Source organism: Mesorhizobium sp. BH1-1-5 (assembly GCF_020165615.1).
Lineage (GTDB): Bacteria > Pseudomonadota > Alphaproteobacteria > Rhizobiales > Rhizobiaceae > Mesorhizobium.
The window spans coordinates 72,619-96,958 of the sequence record NZ_JAIUIM010000004.1 but is presented as its reverse complement, the minus strand read 5'-3'; the positions used below and the strand labels follow the sequence as shown (position 1 = coordinate 96,958).

Here is a 24,340-nt window from a genome sequence, read left to right as displayed (position 1 = left end):
CGAAAAGCATCAAAAGAATAATGATCGGTATCGGAACGCCAAGCAGCCAGAGCAGAATACCTCGTCCCATTTCTTTCCTCCTGCGGACAGGGTTGAGAATGCCTGTAGCTAATTCCCGGATTTCGCTTTCGTTCCGTTCGCTGAGTTGGCTTAGGCGTGTCTTTGAATTCAACGGAGAGCTCGGGCGCCAACGGACGGCGGCAATAGACCCAGAAGCGTCTGTTCCACAAAAACGTTATGCGTTCTTGCACTTAACGCCTGCTGGAGGGCGAACTGGAAAGCACCGGGATATTGGGCGAGGTATCCACGGCGGTGGCTGAAGAAGTCTCACCCAAATCTTCAATCAATGACATGCGGGCTCGGTTCAATCGACTTTTGATCGTGCCGATAGCGCAACCGCAGATGCTCGCTGTTTCCTCATAACTCACGCCCATGATGGCGATCAGCACCAAGACCTCGCGCTGTTGAGGTGGCAATTTGCCGATAGCAGCGTGAACCTCCTGACTACGGATATGCCATTCCTGGTCGCCATAGCTGATTGAATGGGCTGATGCGCAATCGGTCGCTCCTGGCGCCTCGCGCATATAGACCTTGTGCTTTGTATAGAACGTGTTGCGCATGATCGTGAACAGCCACGACTTCATCCGCGTTCCGGGTTCGAACTGATCGATATGCGCTATGCCCTTGAGCAGAGTTTCCTGCACGAGATCGTCCGCGTCGGTCTTGTCTCTACAGAAGGTGCGCGCAAAAGCTCTCAAGGCCGGGATCAGATCGACGATCGTCGCCTCCCTTTGGAGGGCTGACGAGCCGGAATTCATCGTCCGCAAAAACGCCTCCTGGAGGATAGCTTGGATTGGATGACCAAAGCTAATGCGCCGCGAACAGGTAGGTTCCTGTTACAGCTTCAATAGACGTCCAGCCGTCGTCAAAGATTTCGAGCGCTGTCATTTTTTAGCGATCGATCTTCGCTTTGGGAGGCAGGATCACGCCGCTCGCCAGCACGTGCCGAGGCATAGTGCCGCCGCTACGCATCCATTCCAGTGTGAGCTCGGCAAGCAGTTTTCCTGCAGCATCGAACTCAAGCTTTGACACTAGAGACCCATCACCGCCAGACAGGATCTGACACGGCTGCCGCTGCGGCCGCATTGGGGCTCTTTCAGTGTAGCTTGCCGTTGGCTTTTTTGGCCGCCATCCGAGCAGCTGTTTCCAATTCCCGCGCCAACTCAAAAAGCCGGTCGGGGACAGGTTCGTCTGCGACGATCTCAAACGCAGCAAGCAGTTCTTCGTCGAGCGTTGAACGCTTTGGAGCCGCTGTTTGGGTCTCGATCGGGATCATGTTGTATCGACGCACGGGCCTGCCCATAACATATGTTAACACACCCGGCGCAACCGGCAATCAAAGCAAAAGTTCCCTTCCTGCATTCCTCGGAGAGTTGGGAGACGCAGCCAGCCGGCCTTCATTCCGCCGCCATGGCATTGACTTTACGCTCGGCAATTTCCGAGAGCTTGTCGTCGGCCGCTTTCTCTTCCTTGAGGTTTTCGGCCAGGACAGCGGCGCAGTCGTCTCGCCCGAGTTGCTTGGCCCACGCTATCAGCGTTCCATATCTAGTCATTTCATAGTGCTCGACGGCTTGAGCCGACGCGATCAACGCAGCGTCGAGGACTTCCTTGTCGTCGACATCGGCGCTGACATCGTCAGCCTCCTCGAGAATGCCGTCGATCGCAGGGCAATCGATCGCTTTAATCTTCTGGCCGTGCATCTCGAAGACCTCTTCGACCCGCGCGACATGGCCTTCCGTTTCGCGAAGATGCTTCTCGAACCCAGCCTTCAAATTGCCGTCTGAAGCCTTCTCGATCATCTTTGGCAGCGCCTTTAGAATCTGCTGCTCCGCGTAATAGATGTCCTGGAGTGCGTGAACGAATAGGTCGTCCAACGTCTTGATGTCTTTCGAGAAAAAACCCATGGTGCTCGCCTTCCGCTTGTCCTCGCAATTGCTGAACTTCCGGGCTGCAAGGAGCCAGGAAGCGGCTCTAATCGCGGGACAGCCTGAATGTTCCTCACCTCCAGACGGCGCGAGCGCTGACAAATCCCGTATTCTTCCTTGTGATCTTGCCAAGTTGGATGATTGCGAGGGCGTATTTTCGGTCGGAGTCGCCAACTGCGACTGCATCGACCGAAGCAGTCCCGATCAGACTTGATAAAATTCCCGATACCATTCCACGAAACGCCGGACGCCGATCTCGATCGGAATTCTCGGCCTGAAGCCGGTAGCTTGCTCAAGTGAGCTGACATCGGCGCAGGTCGCAGGCACGTCGCCGGGCTGGAGCGGCATGCCGTTGCGTTTCGCCTTTTTGCCCAGCGCGTCTTCGAGCAGTTCGATCAAATGGTTCAGCTCAACCGGCGAGCTGCCGCCGATGTTGTGGATCCTGAAGGGCGCATTACTCGTCGCCGGGTCAGGGGTCGCGCTGTTCCAGTCCCTATTGGGTGTCGCAGGCAGCTGCATGACGCGGACTACCCCCTCGATGATGTCGTCGATATAGGTGAAATCACGCTGCATGTTGCCATGGTTGAAGACATCGATAGGCTCGCCCGCGAGTATGGCCTTGGTGAAGATGAATAAGGCCATATCCGGTCGGCCCCATGGCCCATAGACGGTGAAGAACCGCAATCCCGTCGTCGGCAGTCCGAGCAGATGGCTGTAGGCATGCGCCATCAGCTCATTGGCCTTCTTGCTGGCGGCATAGAGGCTGAGCGGGTGATCGGCGGAATCGTGCACGGAGAACGGCATTCGCGTGCTGCCGCCGTAGATCGAGCTCGAGGACGCATAGACCAGGTGGCCGACTGAGGCGCGGCGGCATCCTTCCAGGACATTGAGGAATCCGCTCAAATTGCTTTCGCCGTAGGCGTAGGGGTTGGTAAGCGAATGACGGACGCCGGCCTGGGCTGCGAGATTGACGACGATTTCCGGATCGACCGACGCAAAGAATACCGAGACGCGCTCACGATCGGCGAGTTCGACATGCTCGAACCGGAAATGCGGAAATTCCTCCAACCGATCGAGTCGGGCTCGCTTGAGGCTCACGTCGTAGTATTCATTCATGGAATCCAGACCGGCAACTTGCCAACCGTCGGAAAGCAGTCTCCGGCATAGATGAAAACCGATGAAACCGGCTGCCCCGGTGACAAGAACAGGCCTGTTTGGCGTCACGACGTGTCCCTAACGTTAGCTGTGACCAGATTCACACCATTTCCACCCTCGCCTCCCTTTATCCTCGGAAGCATCATCAGAATGATCGATGAAACGTCTCTTGAGCGGAGCCATAACCGAACTTCATCTTTAGCTCAGGCAAGCCATGCTCCCGGCATATGTGACGGCACCAGCAGCGGACCAGGATCTTGATGGGGCTCCTCTTCCGCCGGGGCCGCCCAAATGGGCAGAGGTGTCTGATTATGCCCTGGACCGGGGCGGACCCGTCCTGCGGCCATATCCGCCTTTGCCGGCTGAGTTTGCGGATATGGGGATCGGCCCGCGGCTGCAAGCCGTCGTAAGCCAACATCCGTACAAGATCGCCATCAATGATGGCGCGGACGAACTCTCCTATTCGGCGCTCGGCGCCGCCGTCGAGATTCTATCCCGCCGGGTTGCAACCGCCGTCCCCGAAGGGAAGCCGGTAGGAATCTGGCAACCATCCTCCGTCTGGGGCATCGTTGCCATGCTCGCGACGATGGCAGCCGGACGGGTTTCAATTCCGCTTAACGCGAGGGATCCCACCCCTCGCGTCAAGGAGATCGTGTCGGCGGCCAAGCTCGGGACAATGCTGGGCATGGGAGACCCTCCGCCCGATCTGGCCCAAGACCTCCAATGGATCGACATGGGGGCGAATTCGGCCGCCGCGCGAGACATGTTGGCAACGCTCCTTCCGCGGCCCTCCGTCGATGAGCCGGCGATCATTCTCTATACCTCAGGCAGCACCGGCCGCCCCAAGGGCATCGTCAACAGCCAACGCAGCTTGCTGTGGCGCGTGAAACAATATGTCGAGGCGTGTCACGTCAATTCGGACGACGTTTTTCTTCCCCTGGCTGGGCTGGCCACGATAGCGGGCTGCCGAGAGATTCTGACGGCCCTTCTCAACGGCGCCACCCTGCAGCTTGTTGAGTTGGAAGCGGTGGGCCTGCGCGGCGTTCGCGCGAGGATGAAAGACCAGGGCGTGACCGTCACCTATCTCGTGCCGGCCTTGCTTCGAACTCTGATGGCAGATGTGGCTGCCGATACGTTCAGCTCGCTCAGAATTGTCCGTGTCGGGGGCGAGAAAGTGCTTTGGACCGACATCGCTCTTCTGCGCAAAGCCGTCCCGCCGCATTGCCTCGTCCAGATAGGCTATTCGTCGACAGAAACGACAGGATCACAGTGGTTCCTGCCGCCGGAGCCGCCGAACACTGAGCCCGACGTGCCGGTTGGCCGCCTTTTGCCCGGGATCGCATTCTCGATCGTGAATGAAGAGGGACACGTCGTTCCGCCCGGTGAGACGGGGGAACTCGTGATCAAGAGCCCTTATGTCCTCCTCGGGCACTGGGAAAACGGCGCCGTCATCCCTGTCGATCCGGATTCCGACAACGCGCGCGAGCGGATTTTTCCGACCGGTGATCTCGTGCGGTTGGACGGTGATGGTCTGCTGAGGATCATTGGCCGTAAGGGGCGGCAGATAAAGATCAACGGGCGACGTATTGAGCCGGCCGAGCTTGAAATGGTGCTGCGATCCGCCCCATCGGTTCAGGACGCTGCGGCAATCGTGACGGAGGCGACCGAACTTGTCGCATTCGCCGTTCCAAGCGAAGGCGCGAACCAGAGCTTTGTCGGTGACCTGCGCCAGTTGATTGCAAACACGCTGCCTCAACCGTTGCGGCCGCTGAGGCTCCATCGCGTGAGTGATATCCCCCGCCTTAGTGGCGGAAAGATCGACCTGGCCAAGCTTGCAAAGATGGACTTCCTTGCCAGGAGGCCGGCCACCGCCGCCGATCCGCCAAATCCCGGTTTCGATCCGGCAGTAAGTCAGGTGGTGGGCAAGGCATGGATCAAGGTCCTCAACACGCGCGCAGCCGTGGGCAGGTGGGATGAGGCTGGTGGAGACTCGCTGAAGTTACTGCATTGCGTGATGGAGATCGAGAATCTCACCGGCCAGGAACTTGGGCTTGAGAGCTTCACGGTCGGGATGAGCGCAGGCGAGATGGTGAGGGCTGTCGTCGCAGCGCAGGCGGCTTCGTCTGGCAAAGTCGCCCCCGAGCACAATCCGCCCCTGCTTTTCCTGTTTCCCGGCTCCGTCGGCTACGGTCCAAGTCTTGCCGCCTTTGCTTCCGCCATGGGAAAAACCGCAAAAGTGGTTCCAATCAGGTACCCTGGCCTTGCATTCATCCTCGCCGGACAGAATGACCTCGCGAGCATGGCGGACGCCGCGTTCCAGCAAGTCAGCCGCGCTCAGCCGTCGGGACATGTCAGGCTTCTGGGCCACTCGCTCGGCGGGGCGGTCGCCTTGGAGGTCGCGGTCCGTCTGCTGGGGGCCGGACGGTCGGTCAAGTTCGTCGGCATCCTCGACACAAGCCTTGAGGGCGAGCGAAGCCGCCTGTGGGACACGGTCACCCGTACGGTGCGCCGGCTGCGGTCCAACCGCATCTCGTTCCATCGCGTAGCCTGCCGTGCCCTGGCGAAGATCGCGGTCGGATTGGGTTACGAAAGCCGCCTCGCGCTCGCCATCGACCGGTACACCGCAGGCCAGTTCAATGGGGCGTGTTTCAGGATCAAGCTGGAGCTGCAGGAAGTATTGCGGGCGCAGGCGTTTTTCCGCTGGCTGGTGAAGCCCAAGACCGCGCTTCCGATCCAAGGAACCCTTTTTCGCTGCGCCCGCCCGGATATGTCCCGCGCCATCGGGTGGGATCGGGTGTTTGGTGAGCTGAAAGTGGTTCCGATCGTCGGCACACACATCGATCTGGTCGTGGAGCCCCACGTCGCGACCAACCGTCCGCTGATCGAGAAGGCCGTTTTGCAAACATATACGACGGCCGAAACTCTGCAGTTGGAGGGCCAGTCGACGTGATCTCGGGATTCACCAAGGAAGTACTGGCATTGGACGCCGGCGCGGAGGCGGACCGCATCGTCTCATCGACGCGCGAGCAGGTTCTGGTCATGCTACGGCGGCGCGGGGTGGTGGTCGGATTGTCGGGGGGCATCGACAGTTCCGTCGTCGCATGCTTGTGCGTGCGCGCCTTCGGCAGGGACAAGGTGCTGGGGGTATTCATGCCGGAACGGGATTCCTCCGGCGACTCGCTGAGGCTTGGACGTGTCATCGCAGCCCAGCTCGGCATCGATACTCTGGTTGAAGATATAGCCCCCGCGCTTGATGCCATAGGCGCGTATCGCCGACAGATCGAGGCCATCCGCTCCGTCATTCCCGATTATGATGAAGGATGGAAATGCAAGCTAGTGCTGACCTCGGTTCTGGAGAGCCAAGGCCTTAACATCACCCGCCTTACGGTTCAGAATCCGGAGGGCGAGGTCAACACGGTTCGGCTGCCCCTGGCGGCCTATCTGCAGATCGTCGCGGCGACCAATTACAAGCAGCGCATCCGCAAGATGACCGAATATTATCATGCGGACCGCCTCGGCTACGCCGTTGCCGGAACGCCGAACCGGCTCGAATACGACCAGGGTTTCTTCGTCAAGCAGGGCGACGGCATCGCCGACGTCATGCCGATCGTGCACCTCTACAAAACACAGGTCTACCAGCTGGCTGAACATCTCGGGGTGGACGAAGAAATCCGCCGTAGGCCGCCGACCACCGACACATTCTCCATGGCGCAAAGCCAGGAGGAATTCTACTTCGCGCTGCCTTACCAGCTGACGGATCTATGTCTCTACGGCGTCAACCATGGGTTATGTGCCGACGAGGTCGCAGCCGCTACGGACCTCACCGGCGGCCAGGTCGAGAAGATCTTCAAGGACATCGAGGCGAAGCGCCGGGCGGCGCGATATCTGCATGCCCGGCCCTTGCCGTCCGTGCCGATGGATGTGGACTGAGGCCGATGTGCGGGATCGCCGGAATACTGGCGCTGAACGCCACCGCCGAACCGCCTTCGCGCGAAGCATTGTTGCGCATGGCTGGCGCGCTTGCCCATCGCGGTCCCGACGAACGGGGACTCTACCGCGACAGACGCGCCGGGCTGGCGCATGCCCGCTTGTCGGTCGTCGATCTTCGGCACGGGCAGCAGCCCCTCGCCGACTGCGATGGTCTGGCGTGGATCGTCTTCAATGGCGAGATTTTCAACTATCTTGAACTGCGCGACAGGCTGTTCGCCCTCGGCCATCGGTTCCGCACACGCAGCGACACTGAAGTCATCCTGCACGCCTATCGGGAGTGGGGTCAGGCAGCCTTCGAGCGTATGAACGGCCAATGGGCGCTGGCGATATGGGACCCGGCCGCCGGCCGGCTGGTGTTGTCGCGCGATCGCTACGGCATTTGCCCGCTGCATTTTTGCGAGCATGGCGGCCGCCTGTTCTTTGCGAGCGAAGTCAAAGCCATTTTCGCGGCCGAGGCAGCGATCCCGCGCGCGTTCGATTCGGCTGGCATCGATGGGACCTTCACCATGTGGGCGGCCGTCGCTCCGCAGAACGTGTTCCATGGCATTCGGGAACTCCCGCCCGGACATGTGCGCATCTACGACAAGGGTATGGCGCGAGAATATCCATTTTGGCGACCGCGCTTCCCGGAAGGCCCCGGTCGCGGCCAGGGCCAATTTAGCGGCTCTTTGGACGAGGCGGTCGAGGAGGTGCGGCTGGCTCTCGAAGCCGCAACGGCATTGCGAATTTTGCAGGCCGATGTGCCGGTTGGCTGTTATCTGTCGGGCGGACTGGATAGTTCGCTGGTCGCCACGCTCGGACGGCGCTTCGCCGGCGAGCGTTTCCAGACCTTCTCGCTGCGTTTTGCCGATGCCGAATATGACGAGACCGAATTCCAGCGGCTCGTCGCGGACATGACGGGCAGCGAGCACCACGAAATAGTTGTTTCCCGCAGCGATATAGCGGCGGTCTTTCCCCAGGTGATCCGCCACACCGAGCGGCCAATCCTCAGAACCGCGCCGGCACCACTCTATCTGCTGTCGAGGCTCGTGCGGGAACGCGGCATCAAAGTCGTGCTGACCGGCGAAGGCGCTGACGAGATGTTTGCTGGTTATGACCTGTTCCGCGAGGGCAAAGTACGCCGCTTCTGGGGACGCCAGCCAGCTTCGACAAAACGCGCCCGACTGCTGGAACGGCTCTATCCGTATCTATCACGCTCACCGGTTCGTCAGCAGGCATTGGCCCGGCAATTCTTCGGCCGCAATATGGAGGCCCACGCCGCAGCCGGTTTTGCGCATGACACGCGCTGGCGCACGACCAGCGCCATCAAGCGCCTGTTCTGCCCTGAGATGCGGGCCGCTTCCGAACGCCGCGATGCGGTGAGCGAACTGATCTCGACGCTACCGGTCGAATTTCCGCGCTGGAGTCCCCTCGCCCAGGACCAGTATCTGGAGATCCGGACGCTGATGTCGAGCTATCTGCTCTCTTCGCAGGGCGACAGGATGCTGATGGCTCACTCAATCGAGGGCCGCTTTCCCTTCCTCGACGACAACGTCGTCAGCTTGGCGAATGCGCTTCCGGATGCCTACAAGCTGCGCGGCCTCGACGAGAAGCACGTGCTGAAGCGCGTCGCGGCGCCGATCTTGCCGCCGCAGGTCGTCGCCCGGAAGAAGCAGCCCTACCGGGCGCCGAACGCGATGAGTTTCTTTGCTGACGGCGCGCCGGCCTACATTGATGATGCCTTATCCGAGACGGCAGTGCGGGCGGCCGGCGTCTTCGATCCCCAGTCGGTGAGCCGGCTGGTCGGAAAGTGCCGGGCTCGAACCGGCGACGGCGACATGTCGAATTCCGACAACATGGCCCTGGTCGGCGTGCTGTCGACGCAGCTTCTGCACCAGCAGTTCGTCGCGATCCGCCCCGCCGGCGTGACGAACCCAGATCTCAGCATCGACGTCGACTACGACCGCCAGGAAAGAGTGCCAGCATGATCCACGGCGCCGTACCGCTTCTGTATGATTATCTGACCCACTCGGCCGGCCGGCTTGGCGACAAGGTGGCGCTGGTCTGCACCGGGCGGCGTGTCACCTACGCCGAAATCGACGAATGTTCCAACGGGATCGCGCAGAGCCTGGTGGGCGCCGGCGTGCAACGCGGCGACCGGGTGATGATCTTCGCCGACAACACGGTCGAGACGGTTATCAGCTTCTGGGCGGTGCTGAAGGCAAACGCCGTCGTGTGCATCGTCAACCCGCTCACCAAAAGCGACAAGCTCGATTACCTGCTGAATGATTGCCTGCCGACGGCGCTGATCACCGATCAGCATCTGCGCTCAGTGTTCGGCGAGCCGGCGCACACGTGTCGCTCGCTGCGCCAGGTGATCGTGTCAGGGCCGATTGAGGACGACGAGCTCAGCCGGCTGCCGCACGCGATACGCTGGGAAACAGCCGCCGAAAGAATGCCGACCGCGCCTGAACGCAAATCGATCGACATCGATCTTGCGGCGATCATCTACACGTCCGGGTCAACGGGGGAGCCCAAGGGCGTGATGCTGACGCACCGCAACATGACGACGGCATGCACCTCGATCGCGTCATATCTGGAGCTTCGCGAAGACGAGGTGATCCTCGATGTCCTGCCCCTCGCCTTCGACTATGGCCTCTATCAGATGCTGATGGCGTTCCGCACCGGCGCGCGGCTGGTTCTCGAGCGCTCCTTCGCGTTTCCGGCGCAGATCCTTCAGGTCATCAAGGACGAGAGGATCACGGGCTTCCCCGGCGTGCCTACCATCTTCGCCTCTCTGGCGGAGCTCAAGTCGCTGAAGGATCACGACTTCTCGGGCATCCGCTATGTCACCAACACCGCCGCCGCCCTGCCGCTCAAACACATCGCCATGCTCAGGGAGTTGTTTAAGGGCGCACGAATCTATTCGATGTACGGGCTCACCGAGTGCAAGCGCTGCACCTATCTGCCGCCGGAAGACCTGGCTAGGAAGCCTCTGAGCGTCGGGATCGCGATCCCGAACACCGAGATGTGGATCGTCGATGAGAACGATCAACGGGTCGAGCCCGGGATCGTAGGTCAGCTTGTCATCCGTGGCGCGACGGTGATGAAGGGCTACTGGGGCAAACCGGAAGCGACCGCCAGGAAGCTCAAGCCCGGCCCCTTGCCGGGCGAGCAGGTGCTCTACACCGGCGATTACTGCCGGATGGATGAGGAGGGCTATCTCTATTTCATCGGCCGCGGCGACGAGATCATAAAATCACGGGGCGAGAAGGTTGCGCCCAAGGAAGTGGAAAACGTGCTGATGAACATCGCGGGCGTCAAGGAGGCCGCGGTGGTTGGCGTGCCTGACGAGATTCTCGGCCAGGCCGTGAAGGCCTTCGTCGTGATCGAGCAAGGCCGCATTGTCGGCGAGCGGCAGCTTCGGATGGAATGCCAGAAGCGGCTGGAAAACTTCATGGTCCCGAAGTCTATCGTCATTGTGCCCAGCCTGCCGAGGACGGACACAGGGAAACTCAAGAAGGTGGCTCTGTCATAGCGCCCTGTTGGATGGCGCGACCGTATTTGGTCTTTATCGGAGGGTGGGTTATGGATACGATTTTGGCAACGAACCCCGCGGGCGACATTTACACCAAACAAATTCGCGATTTCCTGGCTTCGAACTTCTACATCGCCGACGTGAAATCGCTCAGCGCCACGGAATCGCTGCTCGATCAGGGCATCGTCGATTCCACCGGCGTGCTCGAGGTCATCGGCTTCATCGAAGAGACCTTTGGCGTCATTGTGGAAGACAGTGAGCTCCTGCCGCAGAACCTCGATTCTATCCAGGGAATAGCGCAGTTCATCGCCCGCAAGAGGAGATGAGCCCGACCTGCGAGGCGTTCAGTGTTGCGACTTGGTATATCCGAGTACGACACGCGCCTCGCCGGCGCGGTTGATGATGGCGCGGATACCCTCATAGCTCCTGCTGCGCTCGAACAGGCTTGCGACCTGGCGATCCTGGCCGAGGCCGACCTCGAACAGGAGGGCGCCGCCGGGCCGCAGATACCGCAGGGCATCCTTCACCACACGCAGGTGGATGGCGATGCCGTAAGGGCCGGCCGCGAAGGCCTCGCGCGGCTCGAGAGTGACCAGATGGGAGCGGTCGCCCTGAAGCCGTTTCTCCGAGATGTAGGGCGGATTGCAGACGACAACGTCAATCGAGCCTGGAGAGACGGGCGTGGCCAGCGCTTCGAACAGATCGCCCTGGTGAATCGACACCCGATCGGCCAACCCATGGTGGACGACATTCCCGCGCGCCACCGCGACACATCCATCGGTAAGATCGCTTGCCCAGACCCGCGCCGTCGGAACATGATGGGCGATGGCGCAAGCAAGATTGCCGGCGCCACAGCACATATCGACGACGCGCGGCGTCGGCAGCTTCATTTCATGCAAAACATTGACCGCGGTCGAGCCCAACAGCTCGGTTTCCGGCCGCGGGACAAGCGCACCGGAAGCAACGAGCATCTCCATTCCCATGAAGACCGCGTTGCCTCTGCCATAGGCCTCAGCGACGTCGATATCCTCGCTCAAGGCTTGCCTCCGCTTCAAATGCAGGCGACCGCCGATCGGCGCAAAAATACCAGTGCCTATTGCGCCGCCGCGCTTTCCAGCTCGTTGCTGAACCGGACTTCGATCGTATCTCCCGGCGTCACCTCGGCGTCTTCGTCGGCGGCCTGCTTGCGCCATTGCCCATCGACATTGCGAACGATCGTCATCTGAGCTCGAACTGTTTCGCCGGCAATTGACAGAGGCGCAGCGGTCGCACCCGCGGGCTGCAGCTTCTGGCTCGCGGCGCGAAGCCTGGTGCCGATGTCGGCCAGGCGAACCTCGGTGTCCCGCAATTCGTTCAGCAGACCAAGGCGCCTCTGGTTCTCGTTGCGCTCAAGCTGTCTGGCAAAGTCTTCCTGCTGGCGCTGTGTTCTCATCAGCTCGACCGATGTTTCCAGCGCCCGACTGGACGACAGCAGAACGGCGCGCCGGACGTCGGCCAGCCTGTTGTTCGTCAGGTTGCCGGCCTTGAACGCCTTGGTGACCTGCTCCAGGTCCTCTTCGTCGGCCTTCACTCCATCCGCTTCATCCTGCGCGCGCTTCATCAGCGTGTCGATCTGCGTCGCGGCATCCTTGGCGCCCTTTTCGACGAAGCTCTGCTCCTGCTTAAAATTATCAAGGGAGAGCTTGAGCGCTTCCGCTTCAGCCTTTGCTATCCCCGCCGCCAGCGCTGGGGAAAGAGGCGATCCTTGCGGGGGCTGCGTGTCGAAGTTCTCCTGCTTGTCCAGCTCCGCGCGCAGGCGCGCGCTGTGGAAGTAGTCCCTGGTATATTCTCCCCAGATCATCTCGTAATCGCGTCGCAGATCCGTCGGGTCCGGGCCCGCCTGGTTGGTCCGGGCTCGCAACAGGCTGAAACCGCCGGCAACCGCGATCGCCTGTCGCACTGTCATCAGCGGGCGGTAGGCCTGTTGTCCGGGAGTGAGCACATCGCCGGTCACATAGATCGGGCGATACTCGGCGATAATCGCCGTCACGTCGGTCGGCCTTACGACCGCTATCTGTTCGCGGCCGTCGGGCATGCGGATGTGAAAGAGCTTGGTCGGCAGGATCGTTTGCATGCGCGTCTGCAATTCCGGCGGTGTCAGGCCGCCGACCGAGACCGCGCCGACATCGGGCAGCACGATCGTGCCGTCCACCTGGACGACGGCGCGTTGCGTCCGGTCGGAAATGGATGCTATTCCGATCTCGACCGCATCGCCGGGCGAAATCCGATAGACGGTCGACGTATCGGCCGCCGCAGCCAAAGGCGCGGTGCCAAAGACCGCAAGCACCGCAATGGAGAACCGGCTAAGGCTGGTCATTGGCAACAATCTCCTTCGAGCTTTTGTGTTCGCTCCAGTCAAGGCGCGAGACGAATTCGTAGACCGGACCGCCCGGCACGCCCCAATTGCTCGACCAGATCACCTGGGAGCCGTCCGGAGAAGGCGAGGCATGCGTCTCGCTCCAATAGTCGGCGGGAGGGTTCCGCGTCTGCACGATACGGCGCACGGCGCCGCTGCCATCGATACGAAGGGCGATCACCTCACGCGCATAGGGAGCCCAGCCAGGATTGGCCGATACCGCGTCAGGATCGCCGCCAAAGCTGAGGAAGACCCAATCGCCCCTGGCAACGGCGCGGGCCGACGCATGCTCCGCCTGGCCATAGGCGGTAAGGGAGGTCGCTTTCCCGTCCGACAGCCTGCGCTTGATGACCTGGAACTTGTCGGGGTTGGATTTGCTTACGCCGACATAGACCTCGCTGCCATCGGCGTCGACGGTCAGATCCCCGTGACCGGGCCGATGGTTGTCGGTCCATCTTTGGCTCACAGTGCCGTCGACCGTGAAGATTGCGCGCTGCTCCGTACCGTCCAACAGGTTCTGAAAGCACAGGATATAGGTCCCGAGCGGGGAGATCGTGCAGGAGCTGGCCGTTCCGGGAACCTGAGAAAGATCGATGTCTGGAAATTTCTGCCGCCGGTTCAGATCAAAGGCAAAGACGACGTCCGCGCCGTCCTTGCGGACCGCGCGGACCGCGATGCGGCTGCCGTCCCGGCTGGGATTGCCTTTCGACGGGCCGAACTGCAGATCGTGATAATCGGGAGATGTAAAAAGGATGTCGTCGTGGTTGGTTCGTGGCGCCCAGGTCGAGACCGCCCGGTCCTGAACGCAGATCATCAATTCCGCATTTCGAGGATGCCACTCGCACTCGCCCCCTCTTTTGCGCCAAAACAGCGCCACGTAGGTGTGCCCGTCGAGAAAGCACATTCCGTTGCAGCCATTGTCGAGGAGAAGCAATGTCTGGTCCGCGTTCCAGGCTTGGGCGCTCGAATAGCGATGGCTGCAATATTTGGGGCCGCAGACGACGCCATTTCCAAGAGCGCCGGGCTTGGTGATGCGGACAATGCTCGTGCCGAATGCGGGGTCGGCGGCGGGACGAAGATAGTCAGGCAAATCCATCATCACGGGCGCCACGAAGCCGGTGGAATCGTTGCTTCCATGCCCCCCTGCCGTCCGCAGGCCGACAAGCGCGGCAACGCAAACCAGCAGTAATGCGGCGGGAAGCGCGGGCTGCTTCATGTCATGTAGCCCATCTCATGACGCACCAGCCCCTGGTTGAGACGCGCGCGCCACCACGCGATGGTCCGTTTCAGGCCTTCGCGCAAGTCCGTTTGCGCTCTCCATCCTGCCGCGCGCTCGAGCCGGGATGAATCCGCCAGCAGCGCCCGGACCTCGGAATTTTGCGGGCGCAACCGGCTCTCGTCGCGATGGACCGGCTTGTTGGCGCCGCTCAACTCCACGACCAGATCCAGCACGTCCGAAATGGTCACGGCACGCTGGCTTCCGGCGTTGTAGGCATGGCCGAATTCGAGTTCGGCGGAACCTGCGCTCAGAAACGCCGCGGCAGTGTCTTCCACAAAGGTAAGGTCGCGTATCGGACTGGTATCCCCCACCATGATGGCCGGGCATTTTGGGTCGATCGCCTGCCTGATAAGGGTCGGAACGATTGCGCGCTCGCTTTGCCTCGGCCCGAATGCGTTGAATGGACGAAGCAGGACGACCGGGACGTCGAACGAGCGCGCGTAGGACTCCGCCATCATGTCGGCTCCGATCTTGGAAGCCGAGTACGGCGACTGCCCCTGCAACGGGTGGGATTCACTGATCGGCATGGTCAAGGCGGTGCCGTAAACCTCGCTTGTGGAAGTATGCACCACGCGCTCGGTATCCCACTGGCGAGCCGCTTCCAGGACATTCACGGTGCCCATGATGTTGGTCTCGACATAGGACTGCGCGGCTGCGTAGGAATACGGGATGGCGATCAAGGCCGCGAGATGAAACACCACGGCCTGGCCGCGGACGATCCGGTTCAGGAACGCGCTGTCGCGGACGTCGCCGCGGACAAGCTTAAGCTGGCCGCGGATATCGTCCGGAAGATCGTCCAGCCATCCGTGGCTGTCGAATGAATTGTAGAGAGCCAGGGCCGTCACATCGGCCCCGCCACGAACCAGGGCTTCCGTCAGGTGTGATCCGATGAACCCATCCGCGCCGGTGACGAGAACTCTTTTGCCCTTGTAGGTCATGACAGACGATCCCCTGCAGCATTTAGACCCTGATTTTGCGAATGCCGCGAACGAACAGAGGAGAGCTCACGTATCGCCTGGACGCTCCACGGCCATGCCAAGGACGATGAAGACGCCTCGAACGATCAGTGCCGCGTCCGATACGATGGTCCGGCGCGCATAGTAGGAAAGATCGATCCTGGCTTTGGCCGGAAAGAGGACTTCCTTGTAGAAAGCGGTCGGCTCGACGCCTTGAGGATAAAAAAGTGCCTCGTGGCGAAACATGATCTGAGCAGGGCCGAACAAGCCTGGCTTGTATTGCAGGACAGCTTCGTAGCCATCCCTGAAGCAGTCGGCGAATGGCAAACTCTCCGGACGCGGCCCGACCAGGGCCATTTCCCCTTTCAGGACGTTCCACAACTGCGGCAGTTCATCCATCTTGCTGAAAGCGAGAAACCTGCCCACCGTCGTCATGCGCTCATCGTTAGCAAGTGTCAGCGCAAAGCCTCCAGCATCACAGCGCGGATAGAATTTTCGGAACTTGTACATGCGGAAAAGCTGACCGCCGGCGCCGATGCGCGGCTGAACAAAGAGCACCGGTCGCCCGCCTTCCAGCAGCAGCGCCATTGCAATAAGCGTCATCATCGGCGATAGGACAATCAGGCCGAGGAACGCGGCAATGATGTCCATGGCGCGTCGGCCAAGTCCATGACTTACGCGGCGCATTGCAAGCCGGCCAATGGGCATGCCGAACGCGTTCATGCTGCTGTCCCTGCCCGGGCGCAGCTGTTGAGGGCGGATGCCAGGGCGTCCACGACTGCCTCAGCCACGGGAGATGTGATCTGCGGATGCAGCGGAATGGTCAGTTCACGGTCGGCGAAGTCCTCCGTGCGCGGCAGGTGAACTCCGGGAAAGAGTTCCCGATAGAGCGTCATTTGATGCAAAGGTGGATAGTGAATTGTTGTCTGTATGCCCTGCGCCCGCAGTTCATCAATGACCTCCTGCCTGTTGACGTAACGAGGTAAGAGGATCGGCATGATGTGATAGGCAGAGGTGCGCGGTTCGGCAAACGGCATCGACACGGCCGGACAGCGAATGGCGATAAGACGCCGATACAATGTGACAAGGACGCGTCTGACTTCGTTCCATTCTTGCAGATTGCGCAGTTGAACCAAGCCGATGGCAGCCCTCATTTCATCCATGCGATAGTTGAAGCCCAGCATGGTCACATCATATTGCGGCGTGCGGCTGTTCAGTCTCTGACGTGTGCTGGTGGTCATGCCATGGCCACGCGCTTGGCGGATCTTCTCCCGCAAATCGGGATCGCGCGTAATAACCACGCCGCCTTCGGCGGTGGTCATATTCTTATTGCCGTAGAAGCTGAACGCCGCTCCCGCGCCAAAGGTCCCAACCTCTTTCAGGCCGGGAGCATGCGCGGCGTCCTCGATTATATAGAGCCCTCGCACGCTGGCGAATGCCTGCCACTCCTGTTTGTTTGCGAGATAGCCTGCAAAATGGACGAGGATCACAGCCCTGGTGCGGGAGGTGCAGCTTGCCTCCGCATCTTCGACCGACATCAGAGGCACATCATCGGACTCTATGTCGACGAAGACCGGCTTGGCGCCGACATACAAGACTGCGTTTACCGTCGCCACGAAGGTCAATGAAGGCACCAGAACCTCGTCGCCAGGCCCGATCCCAAGTCCATAGAGAATGAGGTGGAGAGCTGCGGTGCAGGAGCTGACGGCGACACAGTCATCAGCGCCATGCTCCGCAGCGAACGCTTCTTCGAATGCCCTGACGCGCTCGCCCATCGTCAGCCAGCCGCTGTCGATCACCTTCGACAAAGCGGCTTTCTCCGGCACACCCAGCATGGGGGCACTAACCAAGAGCATCCCAACCTCCCGGCGAACTCACGCGGACCTCGATAGCCTCAGGCTGCAGCCGCGGCGACCTCGATCGAAGCCGACTGCTCCTCCCAGGAAACCGTTTGCGCCTTCTGGAAGTCTTCGACGCGGCCGATGTCCAGCCAAAGTCCCTCGTGCTTGTAAACGTGCACGACCTGTCCATCCTGGAGCATTTGCAGCATGAGATCATCGAAGCCGAAGGGGATGCCCGATGGAATGAACTGCAGAACGGCTGGATTCATGCAGTAAATCCCCATGCTCACCAGATGCGTGAGCGCAGGCTTTTCGCGAAACACCTGGACGGTGTCATTGACCTCGTCGATAACGCCAAAGTCCATTTTGGTGACGCGCGCTGCCGTAGCGATGGTGACCAGATCCTTGTGAGCCCGGTGCGCCGCCACGAAACGGCTGAGGCTCAGGTCGGTAAGCACATCGCCGTTGAGCACCAGAAACGGTTCATCCAGTTCGTCCCTGATCAGAGAGAGCGGGCCGATGGTGCCGAGCGGCTCCATTTCCTGGGTATAGCGTATCTTGAGGTTCCATTGCGAGCCGTCGCCACACACGCTGCGGATCAGATGACCGAGGTAGCCGGTCGTCACGTAAACGTTCTCGATGCCGTTGCGCCGCAACCATTTGAGCAGCAATTCAAGCACCGGCCGGGCACCGATAGGCATCAGAGGCTTCGGCAGAACCGATGTGAACGGGCGCAGACGCATGCCCATTCCACCGCATTGGATAACCGCTTTCATTTGATACTCCCTGCGCACACACGGCCGACACAGGCCAACAATCAAGCTCAGCATCCGGAAGCTCACGTGCGGCTATACGGGGTCCCGCCACCCGATCTGCCGGACGCGCTCCGAATTGACCGAGAAATACGCTGGGCCTGTAGGTCTGTCGTCGTGCGTTCGAATGGCACGCCCAACTGAGCGATATCGGGACAGCAGGCGGCGTTGGAGCCTGCGCCGGGATGCGGACGCCGCATGGCTAGGGACCAAGGTCCGACTTTGCATTATGGTAAACGCAGAGTAGCGTTTCCGGCCGGAAGAGGCACATTTCTGTTGGGTTCCGGTTTGGCGGACAGGTCCCGCATCGTCACAGAATTAGTTCGTAGGCAAAAACGTTCTGGACGTGAGCCATAGTCCCCGGGCCGAAAGTGTCTGCGTTGGGGTAAAATGTACAAAATTGTCATCGCCGATGATCACGGTCTCTACAGGCGTGGCTTACGGTTGGCGTTGACTGCCGGCATTGAAGGCGTCGAGATATTTGAGGCCACGTGCTTCGATGCCGTGATTGGGCTTCTTGCCGAACACGAGTGCGTCAGCTTGGCGATGCTCGACCTGAACATGCCAGGGCTCTTCTCTCAGGAGGTGATTGGCGATGTTTTGGCTGCCTACCCGAACACGCGCTTTGCGATCGTTTCGGGAAACGATTCACGTTCCGAAATCCTGACCGCTCTCAATGTCGGTCTGCACGGTTATATCGTGAAATCGCAAAGTGACGAAGAGGTCGTCCTGGCGGTCAGGGAAATTCTGTCAGGCCGCATCTACGTGCCGGCGCTCCTGTCCCGGCATTTGAGCCACGAACAGCCGCTTGATATCCGTCATGGGAGCAGCGCCGGCGCCGGCGCACTCGAAAAACTAACATCCCGGCAAAAGGATGTACTAAGGCTGATGGCGGAAGGATATTCCAACAAGGAGATAGCGCGAGACCTCGACATCGCCGAGGCTACGACGAAGATCCACGCGGCGGCGATCATGCGAGAATTGGGCGTTCGAAACCGAACGGAAGCGGCGGTTCTGATAAAGACCTGGCTGGGAACGGTGTGAGCTACGCTTGAACTTCCTTGGACGACAGCCGAAGTGAATATCGAAACCCGTCCTCCCTGACTTCGAATTGCGAGGAATGACCGACAAGGGGCGTTCCGTCGACCCCAAGAACCATCGATCCGAAACCTTGGCGCTTGATCGGAGCCGTGCGGCGGCCCGTTTCGATCCACTCAAAAACGATCTCGTCGCCTGTTCCGCCTGCGGTGAAAGCCCAATGTGCCTCAACCTTGCCCTGAGCATCGCCGAGCACGCCGTGCTTGATCGAATTGGTTGCGAGTTCGTGGATGATCATTGCAAAACTCTCCGCCGCTCCGCCTGAAATCTTGATGTCAGGACCCGTGATTATCGTCTTGCCATCTTTCGAAAAGGGCTGGAGTTCCTGAACGACCAAGTCCCGAATGGTGGATGACCCATCCGCACCGCGCGTGAGCAGCATGTGCGTCGCCTCAAGCGCGCGAATTCGCTCGACGAGGGTGTCTTTGAATTTGACGATGTTGCCCTCTGTCGCATCCTGCATCTTCACAATCGCGGTGATGACAGGGAACAGATTGCTAAACCTATGGCGGAGTTCAAGCATCAGGGTTTCTTGCTTCCTTACCGCCGCGCGCAGCAGCGTGGTTTGACGGCGCTCGGTCAAATCCGCGGCTATGCCGATGCGCTGGTCTCGGCCATCATGGTTTTCCTCTCGTCCCCGCAAGGCGATCCAACGGACTTGGCCGTCGGGTCGCTTGAGACGAATCTCCACGTCGTAATTGGGCCCCCGCCGGCTGGTTCCTGGAGGCGATGCGAGCTTATCCCAATCCGCTGGATGGACGATTGAAGACAGATCGGAAAGGGGGCGCAATGCCATCTGGGGCAATCCAAGAATTTCCCAAAACTGACGTGAGCCCGAAATGGCATCCTGGCCGTAGTCTATTCGCCAGGTGCCCAACCGGCCGGCAGACAATGCGAGATCGAGCCATTCGTTTTGAGCTACGAGCGCTTCGCGGGCGGCTCTTCGCTCGGTTATGTCATCTACGACCACAAACAGGCTGTCCGACGGCACCGTGTCCGACGCAGAAAGAGAAAGCGTCAACCAAGCCCAAACTGTGCCGCCGTCGCTTCTGATCAGGCGCGTTTCCGAGCTGAACCACGGCGCGTCGGGTACCAAGGCGACGAGCGAATTCTTGAGTAGCGCTCGATCATCTTGATGGACAACTTCATCTATGGGCCGCCCGACAAGCTCGTCTTCGGGGTAACCAAGCAACACGCTGAGGCGTTTGTTCAGCCACAGCAATTCTCCTCTGTCGTTCACAGTCGCAAAGCCCAGCTCGGCTCGTTCGAAAGCCCCGCGGTAACGCGACGCTGCAGCTTCGACCGGGGCGAGCTTGACGTCCAGTGCGGCCTGTAAGCTTCGCCTGGACTGATCGAAAAGGAAGGCGATCATCCCCCCGGCAAGCGCAAGCAGGATTGCGCGCACCCACTGATCGGCGGGGGACTGGCCATCCATAATTGTCCTGGCACCCAAGCCGGCAGCCGCCATCAAAACCGTTGATCCGACCGCCACCAGACGGTTTTCAAGGAAAGCGATGACAACAATAGCGGGAACAAATTCGAGGAAGGCCGGGTCTACGCCGCCCGTGAGGAAAATAGCTACCTCAAAGAGCAGCGTAGCGACCAGGACAGCCATCGAGGCCAAGTGCGTTGGCGACAGGATTGGACCTCCTCAATAACTCGTCCAACCTAACTACAACCTTTGGTCTAGGTCATTGAGGTTAGGCCGTCGAGTGGGCAGCTAGTACGTCTGCTTGCTTTCAGACCGCCAAAATCCGAGGTCTTATGAAGCCAGCACCCAATCGTCCGGCTGTCTGTCGTCAAGCTCTGATAGCCGAGATATAGAGAGCAAGGGATGGATGGTCCATGAATCTGGTCAGCGGGCGGAATGACGCGAGGTTGATCGCGAGGTCTGGCACGATCGCGGCTGGCAGCCGAACAACCATGGCCTTCGCTCGGAGCGCCTCTCGTAAAACCATCAAGCCGGTCACAACTGGCGCATATGTGCGGCCGTGCCTTAATTCGATAACCGGCATGCTCGAGCGCATTGGATGCGGGTGGCTGGTGCTGAGTGAGGCAAAGAGGGTGCTCGAATGGAATGAGGCCGCCGAAACCATCCTCAAGGCCTGTGAGGATTCTCTGGATCCGCCCAGTGACCTATCGGCGGCACTGAGGAGTCTGGTAGCTGGCGTGCCTGCTCATTTTGCTGCCGGATCGCTGTGCTGGATCGTGATCCGCAGCGCCGGCGACCGACCCGTTATCATGACTGAAGAAGGCGTTGTCGCCCCTAATGGGTCGATCATTGTGGCACTCCTCGATCGCCAGCCGAGAACAGGGCCCAATCCAGAGACCCTGCGGAAGATGTTCGGATTGACCGGCGCCGAGACGCATTTGGCGTTGCGCTTGGCGAGTGGCGATGCCCCCTTGGAAATTGCCGAGCGCAGCCGGCTCAGCCGGACCACGATCCGCACCCAGCTCGCCTCGCTGTTTGCCAAGACGGAGACGAGGCGCCAAGCGGAACTAGTCGCTCTTCTGGGGCGCATCTCGGTGCTGCCGTAGTGCAGGAAACCTTCCGATCATCTGGCGCGGCCGCGTCTTGCGAAAACGCACCACCGCTCTACGTTGCGTCGAGCGTTTCGCGGAAACGACGAACCGCTCCAACTCTTTGTCTAGAGCAATTCTAGCAAAAGTGTGAGCGGCTTTCCGTTCGGAATTGCTTAAAAAACAAGAAGATAGGACATTTCGCCGTTTCCGTGAAACGGTGAAACGTCCTAGACGCATTTACGCACACTCCTGTAACGGGCCCAGCATCTCTGAAGGGTCGCATCAGCGTTTAAGGTTCTGCACCGGGCCGAGTTTTGGGCGGATTTTGAACAAATATTCCAGGACGTACTGGTTCGCGATCTTCATGACGGACGGTCGAAGGATCTGCACGGCGTCTCGCATCGTTGTTCGCAAAGATTGATGTCGGAACCTGGCCGGGATGCGAGCGACCCGCAACGCACGCAAGAGCGACTCGGGTTTTGGAAGGCCCTTTCTGTCCTTGATCAGATGCCAATTGAGCTGTTTGACGGCAAGAGTGACCTCGTCCACGTCCTCGTAGCTCTTCGACGTCGTTATGCTCGGGTGGTGCGTCGCATCATAAAAGATCAGACCTTCGTTGATCGCCACCATCTCGCCGTAACGGGCCAGATCGACAAAGAACAATTGATCGACGCCGGCAGGGATGGATTTGTGTGCGCGCATCTGACATCCGGCGTGAATTACGGCCGCGTTGATCAGGAGCGTCGAAGGTATGATGCCGAGGCTCCGTGTCATGCGCACGAGATAGAGATCAGTCAGGCACTCCTGGCTCGAATAGAGCGAAACCCGGTTCTCCTCCGGCGGATCCGTTCGCGTTACAACCCGGTTCTCCTCGACAACATGAGCCGCACAGGTCATGAACGCTGCCGACGGATATTTTGTCGAGACCTCGGCGAACTTTTTCAGAGCTCCAGGGGCCAGCCAATCGTCGTCATGCAACAACTTGATCCACTTGCCAGTGCAGGCAAGCATGGCGTTGTTGGTGTTCTCCACCTGCCCCCTGCCTCTTTGGTTTTCAACAATTCGGATGCGCGGATCGCTTCGTGCATACTCCTCCAAGATGGGCCAACTCGGCCCTTTTGGTCCTTCGTCGTCGCTGACGACAAGTTCCCAGTCGGAAAAATCCTGCCCCACGACGCTGTCGATGGTGCGTCGAATGGTGTCCGGCCGGCGATATGTCGGGACGGCGACGGTAATGAACGGACGTGCGGGTGTCGCGTCGGAAGCATGAGCGAAATCGGGCACAGGACTAAGCGCCGACAGTTTCGTCTCACTTTTGCTGGCGGTCACCGGTTCTGCGGAAGGCACGGTTCCTTCGCGACGCGCGCCGCTACTCAACAGGAGCCTCATCGTGCTGTTTCCTCGCGATTGGATGCGGGCTCGGCAGGGTTGCCCTTGCCGGTTCGGTGTTCCGCTTCAGAAGGTACAATGACACCGCGGTTTTGATGGCAAACCCAACCATCCCGCCAATGGCCATGAGATAGATGACGTCGATAGGTTCCCACCCCACCTTGGCGCCGGCGAGCAGCGGAGCAAAGACAAGTACCATCCGCGCCGCGTCGACGACGAGCCGCACCTCCTGCCGTCGCAACAGGGCGGGAACTTCGCTAAGCGGAGTCGACAAGGCCTGTATGGCGCCCATGAACGCCAAGGCAGTCATGATTTGAGCCGTCGGGATCCAAGCCTCGCCCAGGAGCGGGACGACAAGATACGGAGCAGTCAGCCCAAGCGCCAGTATCGGCAACGCAGCGAGGCCCGTGACCAGGATCAGGAGACCACGCGCGACGCCGAGCATATGCCCGCGATCGTTGCACTTGTTTGCTTCGGCGACGAATACGTTGCTTAGCGGGGTGGCTATCAGCACGATGGGCCCGGTCACCAGTCGTGTCGCAACGCCGAGGTAGCCGGCGAAAGCTGCGCCAAACAACGAACCCACGAGAATTGCCGGAAGATTGTTGATGGCATAGCTGCCGAGGGTCGCGGGGATATCGAACAATGGGAACTTGTATTCCCTGGCTGCCTTGTCGAGGGCGTTTCTCCATGGCGCTCGATAGATGCCACGCACGTCGTCCCAACTCAGAATGCGAAAGCCCAGGAACGCGAGAAAAATGAACTGACTGAGGACATGCGCATGCACCATCGCTTCGCCCCCGAGATGGGCAAGGCCAAAAACCAATTGCAGCAGCGCCATGGTGGCAGGCAGGATCAACCGGCCGAAAGCGAAATCGCGCAGCAGACCCGCGCGCAAGGCCCAGCAATTCATCGTCTCGACGAGGGCGGCGCCGCTCATCCCAATCGGAACGAGCCAGAACAGATGTCTAAGGTGCGCAGGCGCCAGGCTCAAAAGCAATTGTCCGACCGCAAAGGTCAGGACACCAGTCGTCAATACGGCCAGCACGATCAGCTTTACGGTGACGTAGGTCTGTTCGGTTTCCTTGACCCCGTAGAGTGAGGGCTCGAAGCGCAGCGCCGCGACCGCGCCGAGTATGTTCACCGTTGAGAGATAGATCGTGAAGACCCCGAAGTCGGCAGGGGAATAGAGGCGGGCCAATATCGGAATGGTGGCGACCAGGGTGAGTTGCCCTGCAATCGCCATTGCCGAAACACCGCTCGCCGCGCGGACGATCTTGCCAATCGGGCTTGCTGCTATTCGCCCCTCCCTGGATCTCAGAAAGTCGCTGTGGGACATTGGTTCGCGATTCCGAGAAACGGCTGACGACTGGGGTGAGAGCATACGGAGGCAGGCGCTC

Annotated in this window: 21 protein-coding genes; 7 read left to right on the top strand and 14 right to left on the bottom strand. The window is 60.2% G+C overall.

Annotation, left to right across the window (positions count from 1 at the left end; genetic code table 11):
- Positions 1-251: 251 nt before the first annotated feature.
- The 4 genes from LB572_RS06765 to LB572_RS06750 all read right to left on the bottom strand — a co-directional run bounded on the left by LB572_RS06765 (position 252) and on the right by LB572_RS06750 (position 3,209).
- Positions 252-818 carry a sigma-70 family RNA polymerase sigma factor gene (locus LB572_RS06765; protein WP_224667335.1) on the bottom strand — a complete coding sequence of 189 codons (567 nt, stop codon included), beginning with the start codon at positions 816-818 and terminating at the stop codon, positions 252-254.
- Positions 819-1,156: 338 nt separating this feature from the next.
- Positions 1,157-1,336, bottom strand: a complete 180-nt coding sequence (locus tag LB572_RS06760; protein WP_224667181.1) for a hypothetical protein — start codon at positions 1,334-1,336, stop codon at positions 1,157-1,159.
- A 121-nt stretch (positions 1,337-1,457) separates the two neighbouring features.
- The gene (locus LB572_RS06755) at positions 1,458-1,964 is read right to left on the bottom strand and encodes a ferritin-like domain-containing protein (RefSeq protein ID WP_224667180.1); all 507 of its coding nucleotides are present in this window, start codon (positions 1,962-1,964) and stop codon (positions 1,458-1,460) included.
- A gap of 225 nt (positions 1,965-2,189) precedes the next feature.
- Complete coding sequence (locus LB572_RS06750; RefSeq protein WP_140802871.1) at positions 2,190-3,209, bottom strand: NAD-dependent epimerase; 1,020 nt, start codon at positions 3,207-3,209, stop codon at positions 2,190-2,192.
- 307 nt (positions 3,210-3,516) lie between these two features.
- Here LB572_RS06750 and LB572_RS06745 point away from each other — a divergent pair, with 307 nt between their 5' ends.
- Genes LB572_RS06745 through LB572_RS06725 form a run of 5 tightly spaced genes read left to right on the top strand, consistent with a single transcriptional unit; the run spans position 3,517 to position 10,973 of the window.
- The gene (locus LB572_RS06745; protein WP_318014011.1) at positions 3,517-6,090 is read left to right on the top strand and encodes an AMP-binding protein; all 2,574 of its coding nucleotides are present in this window, start codon (positions 3,517-3,519) and stop codon (positions 6,088-6,090) included.
- Positions 6,087-7,070 (top strand): NAD(+) synthase, encoded by a 984-nt coding sequence (gene nadE / locus LB572_RS06740; protein WP_224667178.1) that lies wholly within the window; start codon positions 6,087-6,089, stop codon positions 7,068-7,070. Before LB572_RS06745 ends, nadE begins: the two co-directional genes overlap by 4 nt.
- A gap of 5 nt (positions 7,071-7,075) precedes the next feature.
- Complete coding sequence (gene asnB / locus LB572_RS06735) at positions 7,076-9,097, top strand: asparagine synthase (glutamine-hydrolyzing) (protein WP_224667177.1); 2,022 nt, start codon at positions 7,076-7,078, stop codon at positions 9,095-9,097.
- On the top strand, positions 9,094-10,647 hold the full coding sequence (locus LB572_RS06730) for a class I adenylate-forming enzyme family protein (protein WP_224667176.1): 1,554 nt from the start codon (positions 9,094-9,096) through the stop codon (positions 10,645-10,647). Before asnB ends, LB572_RS06730 begins: the two co-directional genes overlap by 4 nt.
- 50 nt (positions 10,648-10,697) lie before the next feature.
- Positions 10,698-10,973 (top strand): acyl carrier protein, encoded by a 276-nt coding sequence (locus tag LB572_RS06725; protein ID WP_140802875.1) that lies wholly within the window; start codon positions 10,698-10,700, stop codon positions 10,971-10,973.
- Positions 10,974-10,991: 18 nt separating this feature from the next.
- Here the strand turns inward: LB572_RS06725 and LB572_RS06720 are convergent, their stop codons facing one another.
- The 7 genes from LB572_RS06720 to LB572_RS06690 all read right to left on the bottom strand — a co-directional run bounded on the left by LB572_RS06720 (position 10,992) and on the right by LB572_RS06690 (position 17,894).
- Positions 10,992-11,684 (bottom strand): N5-glutamine methyltransferase family protein, encoded by a 693-nt coding sequence (locus LB572_RS06720; RefSeq protein ID WP_224667175.1) that lies wholly within the window; start codon positions 11,682-11,684, stop codon positions 10,992-10,994.
- A 56-nt stretch (positions 11,685-11,740) separates the two neighbouring features.
- Positions 11,741-13,003 (bottom strand): polysaccharide biosynthesis/export family protein, encoded by a 1,263-nt coding sequence (locus LB572_RS06715; RefSeq protein WP_224667174.1) that lies wholly within the window; start codon positions 13,001-13,003, stop codon positions 11,741-11,743.
- Positions 12,990-14,258, bottom strand: coding sequence for a hypothetical protein (locus LB572_RS06710; RefSeq protein WP_224667173.1), 1,269 nt, complete (start codon positions 14,256-14,258; stop codon positions 12,990-12,992). The genes LB572_RS06715 and LB572_RS06710 overlap by 14 nt, the downstream gene beginning before the upstream one ends.
- Positions 14,255-15,259, bottom strand: a complete 1,005-nt coding sequence (locus tag LB572_RS06705) for an SDR family NAD(P)-dependent oxidoreductase (RefSeq protein WP_140802879.1) — start codon at positions 15,257-15,259, stop codon at positions 14,255-14,257. The genes LB572_RS06710 and LB572_RS06705 overlap by 4 nt, the downstream gene beginning before the upstream one ends.
- A gap of 66 nt (positions 15,260-15,325) precedes the next feature.
- Complete coding sequence (locus tag LB572_RS06700) at positions 15,326-16,000, bottom strand: sugar transferase (RefSeq protein WP_140802880.1); 675 nt, start codon at positions 15,998-16,000, stop codon at positions 15,326-15,328.
- Positions 15,997-17,133 carry a DegT/DnrJ/EryC1/StrS family aminotransferase gene (locus LB572_RS06695; RefSeq protein WP_140802881.1) on the bottom strand — a complete coding sequence of 379 codons (1,137 nt, stop codon included), beginning with the start codon at positions 17,131-17,133 and terminating at the stop codon, positions 15,997-15,999. The genes LB572_RS06700 and LB572_RS06695 overlap by 4 nt, the downstream gene beginning before the upstream one ends.
- Before the next feature lie 38 nt (positions 17,134-17,171).
- Positions 17,172-17,894 (bottom strand): nucleotidyltransferase family protein, encoded by a 723-nt coding sequence (locus tag LB572_RS06690; protein WP_041003405.1) that lies wholly within the window; start codon positions 17,892-17,894, stop codon positions 17,172-17,174.
- A 426-nt stretch (positions 17,895-18,320) separates the two neighbouring features.
- On the opposite strand from LB572_RS06690, the gene LB572_RS06685 reads away from it, so the two are divergent.
- A complete protein-coding gene (locus tag LB572_RS06685; protein ID WP_224667172.1) occupies positions 18,321-18,974 on the top strand; it encodes a LuxR C-terminal-related transcriptional regulator in 654 nt (217 codons plus the stop codon).
- Between the two features lies 1 nt (position 18,975).
- Here the strand turns inward: LB572_RS06685 and LB572_RS06680 are convergent, their stop codons facing one another.
- Positions 18,976-20,643: a sensor histidine kinase gene (locus LB572_RS06680; protein WP_224667171.1), complete on the bottom strand. Its 1,668-nt coding sequence runs from the start codon at positions 20,641-20,643 to the stop codon at positions 18,976-18,978.
- 230 nt (positions 20,644-20,873) lie between these two features.
- On the opposite strand from LB572_RS06680, the gene LB572_RS06675 reads away from it, so the two are divergent.
- A complete protein-coding gene (locus tag LB572_RS06675; protein ID WP_224667170.1) occupies positions 20,874-21,566 on the top strand; it encodes a helix-turn-helix transcriptional regulator in 693 nt (230 codons plus the stop codon).
- 267 nt (positions 21,567-21,833) lie between these two features.
- On the opposite strand, the gene LB572_RS06670 is transcribed toward LB572_RS06675, so the two are convergent.
- Positions 21,834-22,940 (bottom strand): glycosyltransferase family 2 protein, encoded by a 1,107-nt coding sequence (locus LB572_RS06670; RefSeq protein WP_140802884.1) that lies wholly within the window; start codon positions 22,938-22,940, stop codon positions 21,834-21,836.
- Complete coding sequence (locus LB572_RS06665) at positions 22,921-24,279, bottom strand: lipopolysaccharide biosynthesis protein (RefSeq protein ID WP_224667169.1); 1,359 nt, start codon at positions 24,277-24,279, stop codon at positions 22,921-22,923. The genes LB572_RS06670 and LB572_RS06665 overlap by 20 nt, the downstream gene beginning before the upstream one ends.
- Positions 24,280-24,340 lie beyond the last annotated feature (61 nt).

What these genes read in the sequence shown, in the direction of transcription:
- LB572_RS06675 (WP_224667170.1), top strand. Translation starts at nt 20,874, where the DNA reads ATGAATCTGGTCAGCGGGCGGAATGACGCGAGGTTGATCGCGAGGTCT.
- LB572_RS06710 (WP_224667173.1), bottom strand. Translation starts at nt 14,258, where the DNA reads ATGAAGCAGCCCGCGCTTCCCGCCGCATTACTGCTGGTTTGCGTTGCC.
- LB572_RS06665 (WP_224667169.1), bottom strand. Translation starts at nt 24,279, where the DNA reads ATGTCCCACAGCGACTTTCTGAGATCCAGGGAGGGGCGAATAGCAGCA.
- LB572_RS06765 (WP_224667335.1), bottom strand. Translation starts at nt 818, where the DNA reads ATGAATTCCGGCTCGTCAGCCCTCCAAAGGGAGGCGACGATCGTCGAT.
- LB572_RS06730 (WP_224667176.1), top strand. Translation starts at nt 9,094, where the DNA reads ATGATCCACGGCGCCGTACCGCTTCTGTATGATTATCTGACCCACTCG.
- LB572_RS06705 (WP_140802879.1), bottom strand. Translation starts at nt 15,259, where the DNA reads ATGACCTACAAGGGCAAAAGAGTTCTCGTCACCGGCGCGGATGGGTTC.
- LB572_RS06680 (WP_224667171.1), bottom strand. Translation starts at nt 20,643, where the DNA reads ATGGCTGTCCTGGTCGCTACGCTGCTCTTTGAGGTAGCTATTTTCCTC.
- LB572_RS06725 (WP_140802875.1), top strand. Translation starts at nt 10,698, where the DNA reads ATGGATACGATTTTGGCAACGAACCCCGCGGGCGACATTTACACCAAA.
- LB572_RS06670 (WP_140802884.1), bottom strand. Translation starts at nt 22,940, where the DNA reads ATGAGGCTCCTGTTGAGTAGCGGCGCGCGTCGCGAAGGAACCGTGCCT.
- LB572_RS06745 (WP_318014011.1), top strand. Translation starts at nt 3,517, where the DNA reads ATGGGGATCGGCCCGCGGCTGCAAGCCGTCGTAAGCCAACATCCGTAC.
- LB572_RS06755 (WP_224667180.1), bottom strand. Translation starts at nt 1,964, where the DNA reads ATGGGTTTTTTCTCGAAAGACATCAAGACGTTGGACGACCTATTCGTT.
- LB572_RS06760 (WP_224667181.1), bottom strand. Translation starts at nt 1,336, where the DNA reads ATGATCCCGATCGAGACCCAAACAGCGGCTCCAAAGCGTTCAACGCTC.
- LB572_RS06700 (WP_140802880.1), bottom strand. Translation starts at nt 16,000, where the DNA reads ATGAACGCGTTCGGCATGCCCATTGGCCGGCTTGCAATGCGCCGCGTA.
- asnB (WP_224667177.1), top strand. Translation starts at nt 7,076, where the DNA reads ATGTGCGGGATCGCCGGAATACTGGCGCTGAACGCCACCGCCGAACCG.
- LB572_RS06715 (WP_224667174.1), bottom strand. Translation starts at nt 13,003, where the DNA reads ATGACCAGCCTTAGCCGGTTCTCCATTGCGGTGCTTGCGGTCTTTGGC.
- LB572_RS06690 (WP_041003405.1), bottom strand. Translation starts at nt 17,894, where the DNA reads ATGAAAGCGGTTATCCAATGCGGTGGAATGGGCATGCGTCTGCGCCCG.
- LB572_RS06695 (WP_140802881.1), bottom strand. Translation starts at nt 17,133, where the DNA reads ATGCTCTTGGTTAGTGCCCCCATGCTGGGTGTGCCGGAGAAAGCCGCT.
- LB572_RS06685 (WP_224667172.1), top strand. Translation starts at nt 18,321, where the DNA reads ATGTACAAAATTGTCATCGCCGATGATCACGGTCTCTACAGGCGTGGC.